The 22,950-nt window shown below is 40.8% G+C and carries 12 protein-coding genes and 1 pseudogene; 8 read left to right on the top strand and 5 right to left on the bottom strand.

The window, feature by feature from the left end; translation table 11 throughout:
- The 3 genes and pseudogenes from B3317_RS10275 to B3317_RS10285 form a co-directional block, all read left to right on the top strand.
- Window positions 1-849 (top strand): annotated as a pseudogene (locus B3317_RS10275) (hypothetical protein); the annotation flags it as partial.
- 855 nt (window positions 850-1,704) lie between these two features.
- Window positions 1,705-1,839: a hypothetical protein gene (locus tag B3317_RS10280; RefSeq protein ID WP_291111182.1), complete on the top strand. Its 135-nt coding sequence runs from the start codon at window positions 1,705-1,707 to the stop codon at window positions 1,837-1,839.
- 42 nt (window positions 1,840-1,881) lie between these two features.
- Window positions 1,882-4,443 (top strand): DUF5686 and carboxypeptidase-like regulatory domain-containing protein, encoded by a 2,562-nt coding sequence (locus B3317_RS10285; protein ID WP_291111184.1) that lies wholly within the window; start codon window positions 1,882-1,884, stop codon window positions 4,441-4,443.
- A gap of 10 nt (window positions 4,444-4,453) precedes the next feature.
- Here B3317_RS10285 and B3317_RS10290 read toward each other — a convergent pair whose 3' ends face one another.
- Window positions 4,454-5,404 carry a diacylglycerol/lipid kinase family protein gene (locus tag B3317_RS10290; RefSeq protein ID WP_291111186.1) on the bottom strand — a complete coding sequence of 317 codons (951 nt, stop codon included), beginning with the start codon at window positions 5,402-5,404 and terminating at the stop codon, window positions 4,454-4,456.
- Window positions 5,405-5,642: 238 nt separating this feature from the next.
- Here B3317_RS10290 and B3317_RS10295 point away from each other — a divergent pair, with 238 nt between their 5' ends.
- Together B3317_RS10295 and B3317_RS10300 are read left to right on the top strand one after the other, a co-directional pair.
- The gene (locus B3317_RS10295) at window positions 5,643-6,515 is read left to right on the top strand and encodes an OmpA/MotB family protein (protein WP_291111187.1); all 873 of its coding nucleotides are present in this window, start codon (window positions 5,643-5,645) and stop codon (window positions 6,513-6,515) included.
- Between the two features lie 224 nt (window positions 6,516-6,739).
- Window positions 6,740-8,023, top strand: coding sequence for a serine dehydratase subunit alpha family protein (locus tag B3317_RS10300; protein WP_291111188.1), 1,284 nt, complete (start codon window positions 6,740-6,742; stop codon window positions 8,021-8,023).
- A gap of 146 nt (window positions 8,024-8,169) precedes the next feature.
- Here the strand turns inward: B3317_RS10300 and B3317_RS10305 are convergent, their stop codons facing one another.
- The 4 genes from B3317_RS10305 to B3317_RS10320 all read right to left on the bottom strand — a co-directional run bounded on the left by B3317_RS10305 (window position 8,170) and on the right by B3317_RS10320 (window position 16,304).
- Window positions 8,170-10,386 carry a glycoside hydrolase family 97 protein gene (locus B3317_RS10305; protein WP_414647489.1) on the bottom strand — a complete coding sequence of 739 codons (2,217 nt, stop codon included), beginning with the start codon at window positions 10,384-10,386 and terminating at the stop codon, window positions 8,170-8,172.
- Between the two features lie 167 nt (window positions 10,387-10,553).
- Window positions 10,554-11,621 (bottom strand): SusF/SusE family outer membrane protein, encoded by a 1,068-nt coding sequence (locus tag B3317_RS10310; RefSeq protein WP_291111190.1) that lies wholly within the window; start codon window positions 11,619-11,621, stop codon window positions 10,554-10,556.
- A gap of 30 nt (window positions 11,622-11,651) precedes the next feature.
- Window positions 11,652-13,277, bottom strand: a complete 1,626-nt coding sequence (locus B3317_RS10315) for a RagB/SusD family nutrient uptake outer membrane protein (RefSeq protein WP_291111191.1) — start codon at window positions 13,275-13,277, stop codon at window positions 11,652-11,654.
- An 18-nt stretch (window positions 13,278-13,295) separates the two neighbouring features.
- A complete protein-coding gene (locus B3317_RS10320; RefSeq protein ID WP_291111192.1) occupies window positions 13,296-16,304 on the bottom strand; it encodes a SusC/RagA family TonB-linked outer membrane protein in 3,009 nt (1,002 codons plus the stop codon).
- Between the two features lie 742 nt (window positions 16,305-17,046).
- On the opposite strand from B3317_RS10320, the gene B3317_RS10325 reads away from it, so the two are divergent.
- The 3 genes from B3317_RS10325 to B3317_RS10335 are packed head-to-tail and all read left to right on the top strand — an operon-like array spanning window position 17,047 to window position 22,743.
- Complete coding sequence (locus B3317_RS10325; protein ID WP_291111194.1) at window positions 17,047-18,216, top strand: efflux RND transporter periplasmic adaptor subunit; 1,170 nt, start codon at window positions 17,047-17,049, stop codon at window positions 18,214-18,216.
- Window positions 18,216-21,374 carry an efflux RND transporter permease subunit gene (locus B3317_RS10330; RefSeq protein ID WP_291111196.1) on the top strand — a complete coding sequence of 1,053 codons (3,159 nt, stop codon included), beginning with the start codon at window positions 18,216-18,218 and terminating at the stop codon, window positions 21,372-21,374. Before B3317_RS10325 ends, B3317_RS10330 begins: the two co-directional genes overlap by 1 nt.
- Window positions 21,361-22,743, top strand: a complete 1,383-nt coding sequence (locus B3317_RS10335; RefSeq protein ID WP_291111198.1) for an efflux transporter outer membrane subunit — start codon at window positions 21,361-21,363, stop codon at window positions 22,741-22,743. The genes B3317_RS10330 and B3317_RS10335 overlap by 14 nt, the downstream gene beginning before the upstream one ends.
- Window positions 22,744-22,950: the final 207 nt, after the last annotated feature.

The following is a 22,950-nucleotide window of genomic DNA, read 5'->3' on the forward strand; positions in this document are numbered from 1 at the left end:
CAGTGCTCAGTCCCGGCTACTCCCAATACAGGAACAGCGGATGACTTTTATGTAGAGATAGAGTACTCGCTCAACGGGAGCGACCATACAGCCTGCAAGGCGGTCGGGGACTACTGGACAAGGGGATTCAACGCCTCGGGCGACGGCTTTGTATTCGAGCCGGGCAAAGCCTATGAGTTTAACATCGTAATAGGAGACGGACAGGGACTTAGATTCGTCGGACTGGATGTTAATGAAGTGGCCGGATGGGAAACGAATCCCGGGATAGAAGTGCCGAGGCCGGAAATACCTGTTAAGGATTATGTGGAGATCAACGGTGTGAAATGGGCGCTGGCCAATGTCGACGTGCCCGGGACATTTGCAGCCAATGAAACTGATTTTGGCATGTACTATGCGTACGGAAGGGGCGCTGCCGGGTGGAACGGCAATACAAACCAATTTGTAGATGCTCAAGAAACCCCTTGCTCACCGCCCTCTTACGATGGAACCTCAGAATGGGATATGAACACTCAAAACCCGTGTCCTAGTGGCTGGAGGGTTCCGAGCTCATTCGAACTAGCGCGACTAAACGCTAAAAAGAACGCATGGATCGTTGACAGAAATTCCAGTGGCACTAACGGCTACTCTTTTATGGACCGGGATCAAGAGCTCTTCTTACCTGCAGCGGGCGAACGCAATTACTCAAATTGGAACGACTGCATACAGGTGAGCCGTGGGTTTTACATCGCAAGCGATAGTTATAGCTTAGGCTCAGCGTACTGCTTAGGGCTGGTGGTTATGGGGGATGGACTGAGCTTTGTTATGGCTTATAAGGAGTATGGCTTTTCTGTGCGATGCGTAAAGGATTAGAACATACGCCGGAGACTAGTCCGGCTATGGTTATCGCTTGCCACGGTAAAAAAAACGACTAGGAGAGAACTTTCCATGCCATTGATAAATAGCACAAGTTATAAACAGGCCACTTAAATTAATTAAAAAATCATAACACCTGCAACTAAATGTATGTTGCATACATCTAACATAAGTGAATCGACGGTAGATTTAATTACATTTGCTCTTGATTTTTTATAACCTATGTGAATCAGAATTTAAAAATCAGGTGTTACTTTAGTCATATATTTTTATCTATAATGCAGATAACAAGTGTATATAATAACAAAAAGCCGACAGAGTAAAAAACTCCGGAAAGATTGTTACTTTTGTTACTTTTTTAACAAGTAGTAAGTTTTAAGTTATATGAGATACGAGTAGACAAGACACGAGATACAAGTTATTAACTGATGACTGTTCACTGACGAGATGCTTCGCTCCACTCAGCATGACAATCAAGTTATTAATTTTTCATTCTTAATTATTAATTGATTTTTCTGTTACTTTCGTTACTTTTTAACTATACATAGTTAAAAAAGGTGAAATAAGAAGATGAAAACAATAAAAAAAGTGTCAGATTTGTCAAGTTTTAGCAAGTAATAAGTTTTAAGTAATGGGTAGTAAGTTAAAAGAGTTACATTTATGTTCGCCGGATAACTATTGACTGATAACTGAAAAATGTGTTACCTTTGTCACTTTCAACGACTGATTGCAATAACTTCTATATAAAAAAATGAGGAAACCTGTATCAAACTTTATTTTATATACATTTTGCTGTCAGGCTCTTTTAGAGAGGATTTGGTGTCACGACGTTGTATTAGTCTAAGCCCGATTATGTTGATAATAATAAAAAATATAGCCCACTATGCAGCCCGTTTGAAGGGAATAAGAGCCCGGTCAGGAAAAGGCCCGGAGAATATATACTATATGGGAGCTGATAGTAGTGGAGGAGAGGATAATCAAAAATAGATGAGAATCTAAGAAACAAAAAAAGAAAAACGTTTTAACTGAATGAGTGAAATGCCACAATATATTATCAGAAGAAAGATGATACTCCTGTTGTCTTTCTTTTTCATCGTTTGTGGTACTGTATGTGCCCAGTCTTTCACAACTGTACGGGGCGTTGTCAGAGATGCTGTCACAAAGGAGAAACTACCTTTTGTGACCGTCGTTTTCGATAAGACGACTATCGGCACATTTTCGGATGAAGAAGGTGAATTCAGATTGAGCAACAGAGGGAATTATTCATCTGTTACCGCTTCCCTTTTAGGATATAAGCCCGAAACGATAACAATTCCCATAGGTAAAACGACAACAATAGAAATAAGCCTCGAACCGGAGGATAAATTATTAACGGAAGTTATTGTTCGTCCCCAGAAAGAGAAATATTCTAAGAAAAACAATCCTGCGGTGGAACTGATAAAGAAAGTGATAGCTCACAAGGAAGAGAATAATATAACTGATTTCAGTTACTACCAGTATAAGGAATATGAACGGATATTTTTTGCACTGAATGAATATCATCCCGATATGCCTCTGCTGAAAAAATATAAGTTCCTGCCCAATTACGCAGATACGTCGATGATTGATAATAAAGTTATATTACCTTTCTCTATCCGCGAAAGAATCTCAGATGTATTTTATAAAAAAGAAAATAATTCGACCAAACGTATTGTGAAGGGCTACCATATCGAAGGACTGGATAAGACATTCGATACAGAGGGACTTGATGCTATAATAAAGGAAGTTTTTAAAGATATATCTATATATGATAATTCGATTAATTTACTTCTGCAACCCTTTGTGAGTCCATTGAGCGAACATAGTGCCGTTAACTTTTACCGCTGGTATTTGTCAGATACGGTAACGATAGATCAGGATCGTTATGTAAAACTCGACTTTGCACCTTTCAATTCCCGCGATATCGGTTTTACCGGTAATCTGTATATCTCTCTCGATAGCATGTATGCTGTAAAGAGAGCTGTGATAAGGACTCCTAAGAAAATGAATATAAACTTTGTTCAGGAACTTATTATTCAGCACGATTTCAGAAAATCGGCAGATAATAAATGGATTCCGATGGAAGAGCGGATGGCCATTGATGTGACGATGGCCGATCTTGTTAAATTCTATATAGATAAAACCCGTACATATGTAGATTTTGTTGAAAATCAGCCTATGGACCCGGTTTTTGCTCTCAGTGCCCCGGAGGTATTTGAAAAAGATTATTTGAAGAGAGATAAGAATTTCTGGGCAGATAACCGGCCTGATGAACATAAAAAAGACTACCGGATGGATGAAATGCTGGAAGATGTAAATAAGGTATTTCTGTTCAGATTGTTATTGAGGACCGGCGACATTTTATCCACCGGGTATTTTCCTACATCGAAAGATCCTGAGACAAATAAGCTGGAGATAGGGACTATTCCTACATTCTACAGTTTCAATAAAACGGAAGGTAACCGTTTTCGTATGACGCTCTCTACAACAAAGAATCTTCATCAGCATCTTTTCTTCTATGGCTACGGAGCTTATGGAACCAGGGATGATAAATTTAAATATTACGGCGAGGCCACATGGGCTTTCGACAAGATAGAGAAGCATAAGGATGAGTATCCGAAAAATAACCTGATAGTTGCCTATAAATACGATATAAATACTTTGGGGCAACGCTATACTCAGGCCGAACGGGACAATATACTGATGTCGATACAGGCATCGGGTAATTCTAAAATGACATATAACCGTCAGACTCAGATCGCCTGGGATAAAGAGTTTTATGGGGGATTCTCATTTAAACTTACCGGTCAGACTTTTGATGAGCGCCCTGCAGCCAATATCGTATTTGAGAAAATGGATGAAAACGGGAATGTATATGCTGTGGACAAGGTAAAGACCACCGAGGTCATGCTTGCCCTGCGTTATGCCCCGAATGAAAAGTTCTTTCAGCAGCGTAGGAAGAGGCATTCCATCCCTTCCCCGCGGCTTGTGATGAACCTGACACATACCATGGCTCTCGAGGATGTTTTGGGAGGTCAGTACCATTATAATAAAACGTCACTGGCCATATCCAAGCAGTTTTGGATTGCTCCATACGGCAAACTTTATCTGACAGCACAGGCTGAAAAAATATGGGGCGAAACACCGTTCCCGTTTCTGGTTACACCCAGCGCCAATAGTTCATATACTATACAGCGGGGAAACTACTATCTGATAGAACCACTCGAATTTGTGCACGACGCGCAGGCTTCATGGGAAATATATTACCATATGGGCGGGTGGTTTCTCAACAGGGTTCCTTTTCTTAAAGTCCTGAAATGGCGGGAAGTGTTTGGCTTCCGTGGTTTTATAGGCTCGTTGAATAATAAGAACAATCCGGAACATAATAGAAATCTGCTCATCTTTCCTCAGGACACATATACTACCAATAGGGGCCCATACATGGAATATAATATAGGAATAGAGAATATTTTTAAGCTATTCCGTATCGATTATGTACGCCGGATAAACTATCTCGATCATCCGAATGTAGATAAGGATGGTTTCAGGGTGTCGTTTAACCTGAACTTTTAATAATCCGGTTTCAGAAAAAGGTATCCGCTATTCGCATCAGTACTTCCTGTGGATCTAACGGATGCTTTTTGGGTGGATTTGCCGGTACCAGTACTTTCAGTCCTTGTGGTATAATTTTTACATGTATCTCTTTACCCATTTCTACAGGATCGCCGTCGATATGCATCATACCCTCGCTTTCGCGCTTGATTGTAACTTCATTGGTAATCAGTTCGATCATTTTACTGCTCTCATCTATTTTCTTTGTAAATAGTTGCAGGGATGTTTGCGGAACGTCCAGTATAGATAATGGTTTTAGTATGGCGATATTCATCATACCGTCCTGTATATCGGCGTGGGGAGCTATATGCGCATTGTACCCATATTGTGAAGCATTAGCGCAGGTAACGACAAATGCCTTGTCTTTTATAGTACCTTCGGGGCATATTATTTCATAGGTTTCGGGCTTTTGCCGGATAAAGGTTTCGAGCATATTCTTGAAGTACATAAACGAGCCTCTTGTCTTTTTACCTGAGGACATTGCGGCTACCTCGGCGTCAAATCCCACTCCGCAGGTGCAAAAGAATATGCGGTTGTTTACCATTCCATAATCGATGGATATGATATTTTCATCCAGAATAATACCCATAGCTTTCTTTGCGTCAGTAGAAATGTTCAGGTCACGGGCCAGACCATTGCCAGAACCCAGGGGGATGATGCCTAAAGCCGTGTCGGAATTGACTAATGTGCGTGCTACTTCGTTTACGGTACCATCACCGCCTACTGCAATCACATAGTCTACCTTATCTCTGATAGCTTGTCTGGCAATTTCAGATCCATGTCCGGCATAACCCGTAATAAATATATGGACATCAAATTTGTGTGCATCAAATGTTTCCGCTATTTTGTGTGGAAGGTTTTGTTTTGATGACGTTCCCGATTTCGGGTTGATTATAGCATATATTTTTTTCTTTGCACTCATTTCATCAGCACATAAAAGTTTTGTTCTACAAAAATAGCATATTAAGAGTCATAGACCAAATAATAGGTTCGATTTAGAAAAGATAGGCTGCGGGACAGTTGTTTTGTTGTCTTTGGTAACACATACATTTAAGTCCACTATTTAATAATTAATAGGTTATATCCTGAATAATTGGCTAAAACAAATAAGAAGCTGTATTGTTATATTTATAATAGGTTTAAATAATAATATAAGATTTATGAGACATTTTATTTGGACATTGTTGATACTGACAGCGAGCATTCTGTTTACAAGTTGTGTGAGTAAAAGTAAGTTCAGGAATCTGGAAGCAGATTATAATCTGTTGAAAAACGATTATCAGGAAGGCCAGTTACAGCTGAGAGAAAGTAACACCCGTGTAGCAAGTCTTGAAGATAGGTTGCGGGAAGCACAACAAAATAATGCGGATTTGCGTGCTGCTTATGCCGAGCTTCAAAATTCATTGAACAAGAGTCTGGCGCAAAGTTCTCAAGGTAATGTGAATATTGCTAAACTATTGGATGAGATTAATGCATCGAACCGTTTTATACAACATCTGGTAGAGGCCAAAAACAAGTCGGATTCTTTGAACCTTGTAATGGTTAATAATCTTACCCGTTCGCTTTCCCGCAGTGAAATGCAGGATTTGGATATTAAAGTGCTGAAAGGTGTTGTGTACATTTCTTTGTCAGACAATATGCTGTACCGTTCGGGAAGCTATGAGATAAGCGAAAAGGCAGGGGAGATACTTAGTAAGATTGCAAAGATCATCCTGGATTATAAAGATTATGATGTGTTGGTAGAAGGAAATACCGACACAGATCCGATTTCCCGTCCTAATATCCGTAACAACTGGGACTTGAGTACATTACGTGCGTCTTCGGTAGTTCAGGCATTGCAAAACAACTATGGAGTGGATCCTAAACGTATGACCGCAGGAGGACGCGGAGAGTATAACCCTGTTGCGAGCAATAGCACCGTAGAAGGAAAAGCGCTTAATCGCAGGACACAGATAATTATTACTCCTAAGCTGGATCAGTTTATGGAATTGATAGATCAGGCACCGGAAAGTTCTCTGGATGCAGATTATTAATTTTATGTAAATGGTTTTGTAAGACAGAGGTTGTTCCTTATTTTAGAGGAGCAACCTTTGTTTCTTTTTTAACACCAGTCTGGTCTTTTTATTATGCATCGTCTTCTGCTATGCCAGATATCTTTGGGATAATAAAAAACTTTCTCTTAAACAGGCTCTTTGAGATTAATGACACAATTAATTCAATATCTTTGTATATAGAATACTAAATATAGTAATAAGCTATGATTAACTCATTGGAAAAAGAGCAAATTGTAAGTTTGATTAAAAAAGAAGTTGTGCCGGCTATTGGTTGCACCGAACCTATTGCTGTATCATTGTGTGTGTCAAAGGCTACCGAAGTGCTTGGAACGCAACCTGAGAGAATAAAAGTATATCTGAGTGCCAATGTTTTGAAAAATGCTATGGGGGTAGGTATACCCGGAACCCGTATGGTAGGCTTGCCTATTGCAGTGGCTTTGGGTGCTCTTATCGGAAAGAGTGAATATGGCTTGCAGGTACTGAAAGATCTTACTCTGGGGGATGTTGAGCAAGGAAAACAATATATCTCGGAAAAACGTTTGGAAATAGCCCTGAAAGAAAGTATTACAGACAACCTGTACATAGAGGTACATTGTATAGCAGGAGTGGATGAAGCTCAAGCTGTCATCCGTGGAACGCATACAAATTTTTCATATATAGCTAAAAACGGAGATGTATTTTGCGATGAGGTTTGTAATGAGAATGGAGATGTTTGTAAAGATGAAGTTACATTGACTTTTGCAAAGGTATATGAATTCGCTACTACTGTTCCGGTAGGGGATATACGTTTTATCCTTGAGGCAGCGGAACTGAACAGAAAGGCTTCAAAGTTATCGCATGAGGGTAATTACGGGCATAATGTTGCTAAAACAGTTACCGGCACTTTAGGTAAAAAGATATTCGGAGATTCCATGCTTTCACATATGATGTCATATACAGCAGCGGCTTGTGATGCCCGTATGGATGGGGCGATGATTCCCGTTATGAGCAATTCGGGTAGCGGAAATCAGGGTATTACGGCAACCCTGCCTGTACTTAGTTTTGCCGAAGATACCAACTGTACGGAGGATGAACTTGTCAGGGCATTGATACTTAGTCATCTGACAGTTGTATATATAAAACAAAAACTTGGTCGCCTTTCAGCTTTGTGCGGTTGTGTGGCGGCGGCAACAGGTGCCAGTTGTGGTATTACTCATCTGATGGGAGGGGATTATAGTCAGGTCACTTTTGCTGTGAAAAATATGGTGGGAAATATAACCGGTATGATTTGTGACGGAGCAAAGCCCAGCTGTGCTCTTAAAATATCGAGCGGTGTATCTACAGCTGTTCTTTCAGCCATCATGGCAATGGAACACAAGGTAGTATCATCTTTAGAAGGTATCGTGGATGACGATGTGGATAAGACCATTGAAAATTTGACCAGTATTGGTGCTGTTGGTATGCAGGAAACAGACAAATTGGTATTAAAGATAATGACGAGTAAATAGCTAAATTAATAAGAATGAAAATAAGAAATTATTACCAGAAAAAAAGAGGATATATTCAATTTACCGGATAGCTTAAAGCAATAAAAAACGCTCCAATAAGGAGCGTTTTTTCAACCATTTGATAACCAATTTAGAATCTTAACCTTTTACAGTCTTTTCAATCCTTTTGTTTGTGCCTTATCAGCTTCTATAATGCTGATGGCGTAACCTCCGGCAGGTGCGCATAGCTGTGATAACTTCGACTTGCTGGTTACCACTACTTTGCGGATAGTGTATGCCTGAGGATTTGTTTTGTAGTGAGCGTCCTTCGCATCGCTGTATATCGTTGCGATGTATGTTTTGGCCGGATCCAGATATTCGAATGTGACATTTGATGTGCGCCCGTTCTCGTCACATACGCTACCAACGAACCAGTTATTTGAATTTTTTGCTTTACGGGCAACCGTAATATATTCACCTGGTTCAGCTTCCAGATATTTGCTCTCGTCCCAGTCTATAGCGACATCTTTAATGAACTGGAATGCATCGAGATACTGATTATATGTTTCGGGCAGATCGGCAGCCATCTGTAACGGGCTGTACATGGTTACATACAGTGCCAGTTGATTGGCCAGTGTACTGTTCACATGCGAATTGTTGTCAGGATTGTATTTGCTTACATCCATCTGGAAGATACCCGGAGTATAATCCATCGGGCCTCCGATAAGGCGGGTGAAAGGAAGTACAGTGACATGGTTCGGCTTGTTACCGCCAAATGCCTGGTATTCTGTTCCGCGAGCCGATTCGTTCCCTATGAGGTTTGGCCATGTACGGCATACACCTGTCGGACGTACTGCTTCGTGGGCATTTACCATGATCTTATAACCGGCAGCTTTTTCGAAAGCATACTGGTAGTGATTTACCATCCATTGTCCGTAATGATGCTCGCCACGAGGGATAATATTGCCTACATAGCCGCTTTTAACAGAGTTGTATCCATTGTCAACCATGAATTGATAAGCTTTGTCCATATGTCGTTCATAATTGCGTACCGACGATGAAGTCTCGTGGTGCATGATGATTTTTACACCTTTACTTTTTGCATATGTATTAAGCTCTTTAACATCGAAGTCGGGATAAGGAGTCACAAAGTCGAATACATAATCTTTCGATTTGCCGAACCAGTCTTCCCATCCTACATTCCATCCTTCTACAAGTACACCGTCGAAACCATGTAATGCCGCAAAGTCGATATACGCTTTCACATGTTCAGTATTAGCGGCGTGTTTACCATTTGGTTTAGTTTTACTGTAATCGGTAACACCCAGTTGTACGCTATATACATCATCAGTGTATGCCCAAGAGCTTTTCCCTGTAATCATTTCCCACCATACTCCGATATATTTTACAGGTTTGATCCATGATGTATCTTCTATCTTAGAAGGCTCATTCAGGTTAAGTGTGATGTGTGAAGCCAGCACATTGCGGGCATCGTCGCTTACGATAACCGTACGCCATGGTGTGTTGCACGAAGCCTGCATATAGCCTTTGTAACCTTGTGCATCGGGAGTGAGCCATGATTCGAATATCATATTCTTATCATCAAGATTGAGATGCATACAAGAGTAATTGATTAATGCCGCTTCGTGAAGATTGATATATAATCCATCGTCGGTTTTCATCATCAATGCTGTTTGCACCCCAGTCTCAGAGAATGGTGTCTGAGATGAGTTCGGTGTAATAGCCTTACTCATCAATCCTCTGATTTCAGATAGCTTAGATGTTGTATAATCATATTCCTGTGTATCATAATCGCCCGGTATCCAGAATGCTTTATGATCTCCGGCCATGGCAAACTGGGTTCTTTCTTCTTTGATTACGAAGTATGTAAGATTTTTTTGCTCAGGGAACTCATAACGGAATCCCAGCCCGTCATCGAACAAACGGAAACGGATAACGATATGTCTGTCTGTCGATTTCTGGTTCAGAGTAACGGCTAGTTCGTTATAGTGGTTACGAATTTGGCTTACTTCTCCCCAAACCGGTTTCCACGATTCGTCAAATGTAGCGGTTTTAGTATCTGTTATTTCAAAGCCGTTCAGCAAAGATACTTTATCTTCATTTTGTTTATTGTCTCTTTGTTTAATCGAAAAGTCGCTGAAGTCTGTATGCGCGTCACTGTCGTCTTTCAGTTCCAGTCCGAGTTTGGATGTTTTTATAACATCTTTGTTTTTATATGTTAGAGCATATGCCGGTATGCCTCCGTTCTGGATAGAGAATTTCAGAGTGAGATTTCCGTCCGGTGATTTTAGTTCCTGTGCTTTCATTGTCTGGAATATTAAACAAAAGCTGATAAAAATGGAAATACTTATTACTTTCTTCATGATTCTTTTAAAAGTTTTACACAGCAAAGAAACGCTTTTAAAGGGTTAATAGTAGTCTGCGCAATTATTAAAGCGGGCTAAAAAGTTTGCAAACGTTTGCAAGGGGGCAAAAAGAAAAAGTGGGGACATGTCCCCACTTTTTCTAAACAGAGTATTTATTAAAGTATTTATTCGATAGTTCCAGTTCCAGCATTAAAGTCGAGAGTGATTGTTTTGCCGGCTGCAACAGGAACAGCATCTTGATCTCCTCCTGTAGCGCGATAAACGATCTTTCCACTGAATATATTGAACTCATGTCTCCACCAATCGCTATTATAAGCATCTATAGCATTTGAAGATGCATACATCCTCAAATTGTTTGATGCTACTGTTACAATTGTGGCTTTGTTTCCGGTTATAGTGAAAGGATATTTACCTGTGTCCCATCCACCGAAAGCGTCTCCCATACCATATACCTTAGCCGGTTCGATGGCAATTGCTTTGTCCGGATAGTTTACGAATATTACATACAATCCGGTTGTAGCGACAACAGCATTTCCATCACCATCATTGGAGAAGCCTGTGTTTGTATCCATCTTTCCGTAAGCAGTACCCCAAGTCTTGTCAGGAGACCATTTAAAGCCGTTGCCGGCAGTGAGATATTTGATGCACCAGAATGCACCATCCTCTCCATCATTATTTTGTATAGGAATTAATGAAACGATTCCATCCGAATCCCAGTTCCAATTTCCGAAATCAGCTCCCACCATATATAGTTCTTTAGGAAATGCGACATAGCAAGTGAATGTAACGCTTTTTATGTCGGAATAGAAAACCGGGCCTGTCCCTACGGTATTAAGCCCTGTTCTCAAACGTAAATAGAGTGTTATTGGTTGAGATTCCTTCACAAATAATAATGCAGCGTCATTCAACACTTTATATGTTATTTCTGTACTGTTTGAGTATGATGTTACTATAGCTTGAGCATTTTCAAAGGTTGAACTTGTCGCCGCTTCAATGGTATAAACCGGTGCAGCCTGTATATTATAATCGGTTCTTGTCCACGACCATGTTCCTATTTTTTCAGACATTTTAGTATCCTTGTCTATAACAAAATCCTGAAGCGTACTTTGTGTAAACACCGGTTTTTCAATGTTGCTTTCATCTCCCAGTTTTATGTGATCATCATCGTTGGAACAGGCAACAAAGATGAACAAAGCGATGAAGCAAGTCAGTAGTATATTTAACTTTTTCATATTCTGATGTGTTTTTTTATTTAGAGATGGTTAATTATAGCCTTCATTCTGAGTCAGATTAGGATTAGCTCCCATATCATCAGCCGGAATAGGATATATATTGAATTTTTTATCTACAGATGTTCCTCCATATGTTCCACCTTTCCATTGCCATGTGTAAGATCCTGTGGTGAGTTTATCGAAACGTACAAGGTCTGTCCGGCGTTGAGCCTCATAGAATAATTCACGTCCTCTTTCATCCAGAATAAAGTCTAAAGTGAGATTGGCCTGGCTTATTTCTGCGCTTGCATCGTTGCCGTAGGCACGTTTGCGAAGATCGTTTATATATGTGAGGGCTGTAGCTTCTGACCCTCCGGTTCCCCCACGGAGAACTGCTTCGGCATAATTCAGGTATATTTCACCTAAACGGAATAAAGGGAAATCTGTATATGCAATATTGCTTGCCGGTAAAGATCCGTCTTTGTTAACATTGGAGAATTTTACCACAGGTATACCGTTCTTGTAATTAGAAGGGTCTACAATATTTATGTTGTCAGCCAAAGCAGGATATAGCATAGTATAACGGATATCCTTGCTATTATTACTTTGTTTGGTAAATGTTTCCTGCAATGAAACCCGGGCGCGGTTGCCTTGCCATGCACCTTGTGCGTTAATCTCAGCCTGCATAGCTGAAGGCACTGTACTACAAAGAAGGAATGTCATTCCACCCCATGTCTGAGTGTCTGCCCCCTCATAGCGTATCGGGAAAATCATTTCTTTAGATTTGCCATTGTCGGCCTTGAATATGTCTGCATATTTCGGTTCCAGTTCATATCCTACGCTTAATACTTGTTTGCTGTATGTCAAACTTTCAGTGTACTTTTTCTCCCCGGTATATATTTCGGCATTCAGATATAAGCGTGAAAGAAGAGACCATGCGGCGGCTTTGGTCACACGTCCATAATTTTTGCTGTTGTATCCAACAAAAGGATCTAATAAGCCGTTTTGGCATTCAGTAAGCTCTTTTTCGATATACGCGAATAAATCTTTGGCCATTATCTGAGGTGCGGATTCTTTTCCTACAACACTTTCTTCTGTAACGTATGGTACATTACGGAACATATCCAGTAGATAATAATATGCCAATGCTCTCATAAAACGGGCATCTTCACGTAGAATGCGTATCTCTGATTTTACACTTTCCTCTACACCTCTTGACGATAGTTTATCTTCTGATGTTTCACGAAGGTATTCATTCGATAAATTTATTTGATAGTATAGTCTGTAATACATTCCTTTAACAAAAACATTGGTAGAATTCCATGTAAGGGTATTAAAATCGTTTATACCGATGTCTCCCCAGCAGCAGTGAGCTTCATCTGTGGGAAGTTCCTGCAAGTTCCATAATCCGCGAAGGAATGAGGCCTGACTACCCCCGTCTACTCCGGCTACATCCGATTCGTCATCCCCTCCTTTATTTCCCGAAATAGCCAAACCTGCATATATCTTGGCTAATCCGGACTTGTAGGCTCCTATTTCTTTGCCATACACAGTTTCGCCAACTACTTCATTGGGATCGATAGGTAGTGTATTTAAATCGTCTGTACATGATGTTATAGCTAATGTGCTTAAGGCAACAGCCATAACAGTCATAAATTTATATTTCAGTGATTTCATGTTCTAATCTGTTTAATGTTAAAAATTGAGACTTAAACCAAGCATATAAATACGTGGGCGAGGATAGATATTATTGTCTATACCATCGTTATTGAACTCAGGGTCCAAGCCTTTATACTTGGTGATAATGAAAGGATTCTGAACGGTTGCATACAGACGTGCCGATTCCAGTCCTTTGAATGGCTTCAGGAATGTATATCCTAAAGAGATATTGTCCATTCTTAAGAAAGATGCATTCTGTATATAGTAATCAGAGATAAACTGTGCCTGACTGAAATTGGTATAAGATGCACTACTTACCCTGTTTTTAAGGAATCCGGTAGGGTCCATTAACCAGGCTCCGCCATAAGCTTCACGATTTGACTGAATATTGTTATATACATAGTTTCCAAAACTGGCACGCAATGCAAAGTTGAAATCCCAGTTTTTATAAGAGAATTGAGATGATAATCCCATGTATACGTCAGGTGAAGCTTTCTTATATGGACGTAAATCTTCTCCGTCTATTATACCATCGTTATTCTGATCTACATAAGCTCCTTCTATTGGCTTGCCGTCGGTATCATATATTTGTTCATAAACATAGAATGTACCGTAAGGTTGGCCGGTCTTGTGTACTAATACCTGGTTACCTGTACCTCCGGTGATACCTCCCCATCTGAATATGCTGGTCGGATCTTCGGCTAGTTTTGTAATTTCATTTTTATTATAGGAAACATTGTATGACAGGGACCAGTTAATGTCTTTTGTTTCAATCGGACGGGCAGTTATATTAAATTCAATACCCTTATTAGTCATATTTCCGATATTGGTCAATAGTACATTGCTAAAGTTAGATCCGGCAGGTATAGGTATCTCATTCAACATATCATTAGTCTTTCTATAGTACAGATCTACAGCTCCTGATATACGGTTGCCAAGGAATCCGTAGTCCAAACCGATGTTATAAGTGGTGGTTTCCTCCCATTTCAATTCCGAATCGTAAGCATTAGGACGGATCAATTGTACTTTTTCATCTCCCCAGTAGTAGTTTGCTCCCGGTTTGCTATATTGGTATTTAGCCATATAAGGATAATCTCCGGTTCCTAAATTTTGTTGTCCGGTGATACCATATCCCAGGCGAAGTTTCAGATCAGAAAGTAAATTCTGGTTCTTCATGAATGATTCTTCTGTTATCCGCCAAGCTAAAGCTACAGAAGGGAATAATCCCCAGCGCTTATCTTTGCTAAAGCGGGATGATCCGTCATTACGGAGCGTGGCTGTTAATAAATAGCGGTTTGCAAATGTATAGTTGAAGCGTCCGAAGTAAGATATCAGATAATTTTCTGTTTTGAAGCTATCACCATCTTTATAATATAGTGCTCCAAATTCGTTTTGCTTAGCTTCAGAATATGGATAAATATTAGATTCTGATCTGTAGAAATATTGCCATGAATAACCGCCCATAACGTCAAACTTGTGACTACCTAATTCTTTCACATAGTTGAGGTAGAAATCCATCAGCTGATTGCGTTTCAATTGCTTATAGTCTCTGTTTTCTCCAAATCCTGTTTTGAAGTTTCCTGTTACCCAGCTCAATGGAGAGTTGTCTTCTATACTAATCCAACCGATACTGTTAGATATATCATATCCCAGATTAAGATTTGCCCTCAGATCGGGAAGAAAATGCATCTTATAGTCAAATTGTATATTTCCAATACTTCTTTTTACCCTGGATGCATCTCTTTTTTGATTCAAAGTTGCCACTGGATTCGCTAAACCTATATCAATAGGAGTGCCGTCCTCTTTAAGAGACATATAATATCCGTTGCCATATTTGCTGTCGCTATTATATACAGGTTGGGTAGGATCGAATTCTGCTGCGGCTCCGATTGCTCCTGTATCAGCGAAACGGTTTGTATTGTATATTCCTTTTAGACTAAGTTGTACAGTCAAATGATTGTCAAAAAACTTCGGATTTAAATTCACCGATCCGGTCCAACGATCCATATAGGATGTTTTTAGGATACCGTTTTCGTTAGTGTAACCGATTGATACACGGTAAGGGAAGTTTCCTGCAGCTCCGGCTACGCTTAGATTATGGTCTGTACTGAATGCTGTACGGAATATTTCGTCCTGCCAATTTGTGTTGGCTGTTCCAAGTGCATTTACCTGACTGCTGCCTTCAGCATATTTCGATTTTACAAAATTCCTGAAGTTATCAGCGCTCATTACATCAATATCGTCTGTTTTACTACTGATGGAGAATGTTCCATTGTAATTGATTTTCGGTTTACCGGAGCTTCCTTTTTTCGTAGTAATGATAATAACTCCATTTGAAGCGCGAGAACCGTAAATTGCAGCGGCAGAAGCGTCTTTTAATACGGAGAAACTCTCAATATCATTAGGATTGACTGATGCCAACGGATTGGCCATACCATTTATAGACGTTGTATTGTCTACCGGTACGCCGTCGATAACAATCAGAGGATCGTTACTGGCTTTCATCGAAGAACCTCCACGGATGCGTATTTTAGCCGCTGATCCGGGGGCACCACCGTCTGTGACGACACTTACACCGGGGGCTTTACCTATAAGCAGGTCAGAGGCTGAAGTTGCCATCCCTTTAGCCAGGGAGTTGGCCGAGATGGCTGTTACTGAACCAGTAAGGTCTTCTTTTTTTACGCTACCATAACCGATTATTACAACTTCTTTCAGAAGTTCGGCATCTTCGCTAAGCACTACATCGATAGATGTTCTTCCGGCAATCTGTATTTCCTGTGAAGTGAAACCAACATATGAGAAAACTAGTGTCCCGTTTTCGGGTGCTTTAAGTTCGTAATTTCCATCCAAATCGGTAACAGTGCCTGTCGTTGTGCCTTTAACAACAACACTACCACTAATGATAGGTTCGCCATTGCTGTCTTTCACATTTCCTTTTACTGTAATAGTGCCACTTTGGGCATGCATACTTGATGACAAAGTGATTACTCCTAACATAATAATCAGGAATATTTTTGCGCATCTGCTCTTTCTCTTTCTTTCCATGCGAAATAATATTAAGGATTAACTTTAATTAATATTGATTTATTTTATAAATTGATTTATCTATAGAGTTGGTCTGATAATCAAGAACTAGTTTCTGTTTTATTGCTATATGCATAAATAGCTTAACCCCAAATAGTCTGTTTCGCTATTTGAGGTAAAGTATATTGTTTTGTGAAGAAGTTAGTCTCTCTCTCTCTCTCTAACAAAACAGAGATAACTTCCAAATTTTCAGTAAGAAAACCGGAAGGTAAAAATGTTCTATTTTGTGGTTTTTTCTGCATAAGCATCAAAAGAGGGTTTTGTTTCACCAGTGTATATTTCAAATTGATCTGATTAAATTAAATGGATAGAAATAATCATATTGTTTCATGGTTATCTTTTATTCACAATACAAATATGAGAAGTCCTATCTTGTTTTGGCTTAAAAGAATATGTAAATGTTACCTTTTTGTTATGCAAACGATTGCACGTGTGTAATATCTATTTATTATTGAATTTTAGAGTCTTTTAAGACCGCGATTCATACTATTTATTAAACGATTAAGTTAAAGTTTAATCAATATTCTATAAATTTGCGCATGTTTAGGGCTGTTTCTACTGTAAACAATTCATCTGTAGAAAGTGTTCTTTACAAGAATAGAATGCCTCGCATTTTCATATAGATATATTTAGCATTACGCTTTATAAATGATGAAGGATAAAAACCGCATGCCCTTAACCGGTGTGCTGCAACATATTATATATGAATAACATTGGACGTACTTTAGCCGCAACTTTACTCTGTACACTATTATTGGGTGCGTGTAAAAAGGCATCAGTTGATTCCCCTATTGTCGAAGTAGAACCTGTAGCAACAGATAATATCGAAATTTATGGAGAATATGTAGGATTAATAAGGGCTTCCCGGAATGTGGAGATACACGCACGGGTAGAAGGCTTTCTTGAAAAAATGACTTTCAGCGAAGGCAAGGAAGTAAAGGCAAATGAACCATTATTTTACATAAACGATAAACCTTACAAGGCCAGAGTGGAGAAGGCAAAAGCCCAACTGAAAAGGGATGAGGCTCAGGAATTGAAAGCCGAGAGTGACCTCAAGCGTATCGAACCGTTATATAATCAGAATGCGGCCAGCCGCCTCGATCTGGATAATGCTGTGGCAGCATTGAATATGGCTAAGGCCGATGTGGCGATGAGTAAGGCCGATCTGGAACAGGCAGAGCTACAACTTAGCTATACTGTGGTTCGCTCGCCGTTGTCAGGTTATATCAGTGAACGTTATGTGGATATAGGGACACTTGTAGGCAATTCGAAGTCGTTACTGGCAACCGTTGTTAAGCGTGATACGGTACTCGTCGATTTTAAACTTACATCACTCGATTATCTGCGTAGCCAGAGAAGAAACGTGCATCTCGGAGAACTGGATACTACCCGCTCGTGGCAGCCCACAGTTGTAGTGACATTGGCAGATAATTCGGTCTATAATGAAAAAGGTATTGTCGACTTTGCATCACCCCAAGTGGACCCGAAGACGGGTACTTTCGGCGTACGTGCCGAATTACCTAATCCGAACCAGGTACTTCTTCCCGGACAATTTACACGGGTTAAATTATTACTCGATGTCTTGGAAAATGTTGTAGTTGTTCCCCGGAAAGCGATTTTAATAGAAAAGGGCGGAGCCTTTATATATGTCGTCTTTCCTAATAACATAGTGGAAAAGCGTTATATAGAAACTGGTCCCGAACAGGACAACAAGATTGTTGTTACCCGCGGACTTTCGGTAGGGGAAAATATTGTGATTGAAGGATATCAGAAACTGGTACAAGGTCAGAAAGTAATTCCCCGCACAAAGGAAGAAGAGCAAAAAATCATAGATCAGGAAAAAAATAAAGAAACAAAGAAGGAGGATAAATAATGAAGCCCGGATTTTTTATAGAAAGGCCTGTTTTATCTACCGTACTTTCTTTATTGATAGTTATAATCGGTATTATAGGTTTGGTGTTATTGCCTATAGAGCAATATCCGCAGATAACGCCACCGGTGGTAAAGATCGGTGCATCTTATCCCGGGGCAAATGCTACAACTGTGTCGCAGGCTGTGGCAACCCCGATAGAACAGGAATTGAATGGTACTCCGGGTATGATTTACATGGAGTCGGGCAGTTCCAATTCCGGGGGATTGTCTATAACTGTAACATTCGATGTAAATACAAATGCAGACCTTGCGGCGGTTGAGATACAAAACAGGGTAAAACTGGCCGAGAGCCGCTTGCCTGCCGAGGTGTTACAAAGTGGCATCACCGTAGAAAAGCAGGCGCCCGGACAGTTATTGACTATTGCCCTGACTTCGGATGATCCCAAATATGATGAGATATACCTGAGTAATTATGCCACAATAAATATACTCGATGTAATCAGGCGTATTCCCGGAGTAGGGCGTGTATCCAATGTCGGTAGCCGTTATTACGGTATGCAGATCTGGGTATATCCCGATCGGTTGGCTAGTTTCGGCTTGACGATAAAAGATTTGCAGGATGCATTGAAAGACCAGAACAGGGAGTCGGCGGCAGGAGAATTGGGTAAGCAACCCATTGTGAATGTCGATGTGGCGATGCCTATTACAGCACAAGGGCGTTTGTCAACGGTCAGCCAGTTCGAGGATATTGTAGTGAGGGCGAACAATGACGGATCGTTTATCCGTATGCGTGATGTAGCAAGGGTTTCCCTCGAAGCATCATCTTATAGTACCGAAAGCGGACTGAACGGAAAATATGCCACAATGCTGAGCATATATATGCTTCCGGGCGCCAACGCCATGGAAGTGGCCGAAGAGGTGAAAGAAGCTATGGTACAGATAAAACAAGATTTCCCCGAAGGGCTTGATTATCTGATTCCTTTCGATATGACGGAGTATATCGGGGAGTCCATCCATGAAGTGTATAAAACGTTATTTGAGGCTTTGGCGCTTGTTATAATAGTTGTATTCCTTTCGTTACAAAACTGGCGTGCCTCTATCATTCCTATTGTTGCAGTTCCGATATCTCTGATAGGTACCTTCGGTTTTATGCTGGCAATGGGTTTCTCTCTCAATATGTTAACACTGTTAGGTTTGGTGCTGTCTATCGGTATTGTTGTCGATGATGCGATAGTGGTTGTGGAGAATGTGGAACGGATTATGGCGGAAAAGAAGATAGGAGCGAGAGAGGCAACGCATTTGGCGATGAATCAGCTGGCGGGAGCGCTGATTGCTACGTCTCTGGTATTGGCCGCCGTATTTGTTCCTGTTAGTTTTCTCGATGGTATTACAGGTTCGCTTTACAGGCAGTTTTCGGTGACGATAGTCGTTTCCGTATTGATATCGGCAGTGGTTGCACTAACGTTAAGTCCTGCCATGTGTGCGTTGATCTTGCGTCCCGAGGAGGAAGGTAAAAAGAAGAATGTTGTTTTCCGTAAGATAAATAACTGGTTAGCCACCGGGAATAGTAAATACGCAAATATACTGATGAAGGTTATCAGTAATCCCCGCCGTGTTTTAGCGGGCTTCGGGATGGTTATGGTTTTTATATTTGTGTTGAATAAGGTTGTTCCTACCAGTTTTATACCGCAGGAAGATCAGGGTTATTTTACAGTAGAGCTTGAAATGCCTGAAGGAACTACTTTGGAGCGTATGCGTACTGTAACGGACAGGGCTATCGGATATGTAGACTCTCTCGAAGATGTGGAGTATGTGCAGAATGTGACAGGCTCCAGTCCCCGGGTAGGTACAAACCAAGGGCGCACTACGCTTACTGTGATACTGAAATCGTGGAAGGAAAGGAAAAAAGGCGTAGATGAAGTAATGCGCGATGTACAGAAAGAATTTTATAATTATCCGGAGATCAGGTCGTTTGTCTCCCGTCCGCCTGTTATCCCGGGGTTAGGGTCAGCCGGGGGGGTGGAAATGAAACTACAGGCAAGGTCGGACGCACAATGGGACGATTTGGTAGCGGCTACAGATACATTCATGTATTATGCGGAGAAATCGAAGTTGATATCGAATGTGTCATCCTCCTTGCAATCTGAAATCCCTCAGTTATATTTCGATGTGGACAGGGATCAGGCCATGCTGCTGGGGGTTCCTATGTCGGACATATTCTCTACAATGAAGGCCTATCTGGGTTCGGTATATGTGAATGACTTCAATATGTTTAACCGTATATATAAAGTTTATATACAGGCCGACCAATCATACAGGGCCACGGCTAACGATATAAATCTGTTCTTCGTAAAGACCAAAACGGGCGATATGGTTCCTCTTACGGCCTTAGGAAAAACAAGCTACACCACCGGGCCGGGTAATATTACACGATTCAATATGTACACATCTGCATCTATGCAGGTGACACCCTCTGCCGGGCACAGTTCGGGACAGGTTATGAATGAAATACAGCGTATAGCCAAAGAACATCTGCCTGACAATATCGGTGTGACATGGAGCGGATTATCGTTTCAGGAGCAAAAGGCCAGCGGGCAGACAGGGGTTGTGCTGGGACTGGTCTTTCTTTTCGTATTCCTTTTTCTGGCGGCTTTGTATGAAAGTTGGACGGTACCTATTTCTGTTTTATTGTCTTTGCCTATTGCGGCATTGGGTGCATTCTTAGGTATATGGGTTTTAGGGCTCGATAATGATATTTATTTTCAGATAGGTCTGGTTGCCCTTATCGGCCTTGCCGCGAAAAATGCCATATTGATAGTCGAATTTGCGAAAGAACAGGTGGATGCGGGCATGCAACCCATATTTGCGGCTATGCAGGCGGCAAAACTGCGTTTTCGTCCTATTCTGATGACATCGCTGGCTTTTGTGCTGGGTATGCTGCCGATGGTGATAGCTTCTGGCCCGGGGTCTGCAAGCAGGCATTCGATTGGTACGGGCGTGTTTTTCGGTATGATTGTAGCTATCACTTTTGGTATAATTCTGGTACCGTTTTTCTTTGTGTTGGTTTATAAATTTAAAGAAAAACTAAGAATACCCGAATTGAAATTACCTAAGTTCTTGAAAATTAAAAAGCTGATAAAAAGGAATGAAAATGAGTAAACTCAAATATATATTGATTGTCTCTGTCATCTTGCTGTCGTCCTGTAAGATAGGACAGAAGTATGAGCGGCCGGAGATGAATATGCCGCAAACTTTCGAGGCCGGAAGTATGGCTGCTGGCGATGCATCTGATATCGGCTGGAGTAGATTATATTCCGATACTGTTTTGCAGGGGTTGATTACCAAGGCCTTCGACCACAATAAAGATATGCTCGTAGCTGTGGCCCGTATAAAAGAGATGGCTGCAAAGAAACGTATATCTTTTGCAAACTTATTTCCTGAGATTGGAGGTGAACTTGCCGGACAAAAAGAGCATCTGAACTATGGAGGTGACAACAGTAAATATACTCCCGAATTGCGGGCAAACCTGAACGTATCGTGGGAATTGGATGTGTGGGGTAAACTCCGCTGGGCAAATGATGCGGGCGTGGCCGCTTATATGCAGACAGTTGAAGCGCAAAGAGCCCTGCACCTGACTATTGTGGCACAGGTAGCGCAATCTTATTTCGAACTGAAAGCGCTTGACCGTGAACTGGCAATAGTGAAGCAAACACTGGAAGCCAGACGGGAGGGGGTGCGATTTGCCAAATTGCGGTATGAAGGCGGCCTGACATCAGAGATTCCATACCGGCAAAGTCTGGTGGAACTCGCACGTACTGAAACCCTGATTCCTAATCTGGAAAATGAAATAAAGCTGAAAGAAAATGATTTGTTTGTTCTGGTAGGAGAATTTCCATCCGGCTCTATATCGAGGATAGGCGATGATATAAATCACCAGTTAATTCCTCAAAACCTGCCTGTGGATATGCCTTCATCCCTCCTGAAGCGGCGCCCCGATATGATACAGGCAGAGCAAAAACTAATAGAGGCAAATGCGCGGGTAGGGATTTCCTATACGGAGATGTTTCCGTCTCTGAGATTGACAGGACGTTTAGGGGGAGAGAATGACGAACTGTCCGATTTTCTGAAAAGTCCTACCTGGTTTATTTCCGGGGTTCTTACAGGGCCGATATTCAATATGGGAAAAAATAAAGCGACGCATAATGCCGCGAAGGCCGCTTATGAACAAGAAGTATATACTTATGAAAAGTCTGTTCTGGAAGTATTTAAAGAAGTGAATAATTCCATTGTGACTTTTAATAAGATGAAAGAAGTATATCGTTCGCAGGAAGCATTATACAATTCGGCCAAATCGTACCATGAACTGGCTAAATTGCAGTATGTAAACGGCGTTATCAGCTATATTGACCTGCTGGATGCCCAACGTCAGTTTTTCGATGCCGAGATAGCTCTTAATACTGCCATCCTGAATGAATTGTCATCAATGGTAGGTTTATATAAGGCATTGGGTGGGGGAGTGGTCAAATAAGTTTTGGTAACAGGATTATTTTATAGGACTGAAGGTTTATAAAATCTCTCAAAGTTTATCTATACAAATACAAGCATTTGTTTTATATAGATAAGTTCTTTGATATTTTGGGAGATAGAAACGAAAGAAAAGGTAACAACATTAGAATTGGGTAAAAAACTGTTACATCTGTTACCTTTTGGGGAAGTTACGAGTATACAAGACACG

It is taken from the genome of Dysgonomonas sp. UBA7710 (assembly GCF_002482385.1).
GTDB lineage: Bacteria > Bacteroidota > Bacteroidia > Bacteroidales > Dysgonomonadaceae > Dysgonomonas.

What these genes read in the sequence shown, in the direction of transcription:
- B3317_RS10295 (WP_291111187.1), top strand. Translation starts at nt 5,643, where the DNA reads ATGAGACATTTTATTTGGACATTGTTGATACTGACAGCGAGCATTCTG.
- B3317_RS10305 (WP_414647489.1), bottom strand. Translation starts at nt 10,386, where the DNA reads ATGAAGAAAGTAATAAGTATTTCCATTTTTATCAGCTTTTGTTTAATA.
- B3317_RS10325 (WP_291111194.1), top strand. Translation starts at nt 17,047, where the DNA reads ATGAATAACATTGGACGTACTTTAGCCGCAACTTTACTCTGTACACTA.
- B3317_RS10320 (WP_291111192.1), bottom strand. Translation starts at nt 16,304, where the DNA reads ATGGAAAGAAAGAGAAAGAGCAGATGCGCAAAAATATTCCTGATTATT.
- B3317_RS10315 (WP_291111191.1), bottom strand. Translation starts at nt 13,277, where the DNA reads ATGAAATCACTGAAATATAAATTTATGACTGTTATGGCTGTTGCCTTA.
- B3317_RS10330 (WP_291111196.1), top strand. Translation starts at nt 18,216, where the DNA reads ATGAAGCCCGGATTTTTTATAGAAAGGCCTGTTTTATCTACCGTACTT.
- B3317_RS10335 (WP_291111198.1), top strand. Translation starts at nt 21,361, where the DNA reads ATGAAAATGAGTAAACTCAAATATATATTGATTGTCTCTGTCATCTTG.
- B3317_RS10290 (WP_291111186.1), bottom strand. Translation starts at nt 5,404, where the DNA reads ATGAGTGCAAAGAAAAAAATATATGCTATAATCAACCCGAAATCGGGA.
- B3317_RS10280 (WP_291111182.1), top strand. Translation starts at nt 1,705, where the DNA reads ATGTTGATAATAATAAAAAATATAGCCCACTATGCAGCCCGTTTGAAG.
- B3317_RS10285 (WP_291111184.1), top strand. Translation starts at nt 1,882, where the DNA reads ATGAGTGAAATGCCACAATATATTATCAGAAGAAAGATGATACTCCTG.
- B3317_RS10310 (WP_291111190.1), bottom strand. Translation starts at nt 11,621, where the DNA reads ATGAAAAAGTTAAATATACTACTGACTTGCTTCATCGCTTTGTTCATC.
- B3317_RS10300 (WP_291111188.1), top strand. Translation starts at nt 6,740, where the DNA reads ATGATTAACTCATTGGAAAAAGAGCAAATTGTAAGTTTGATTAAAAAA.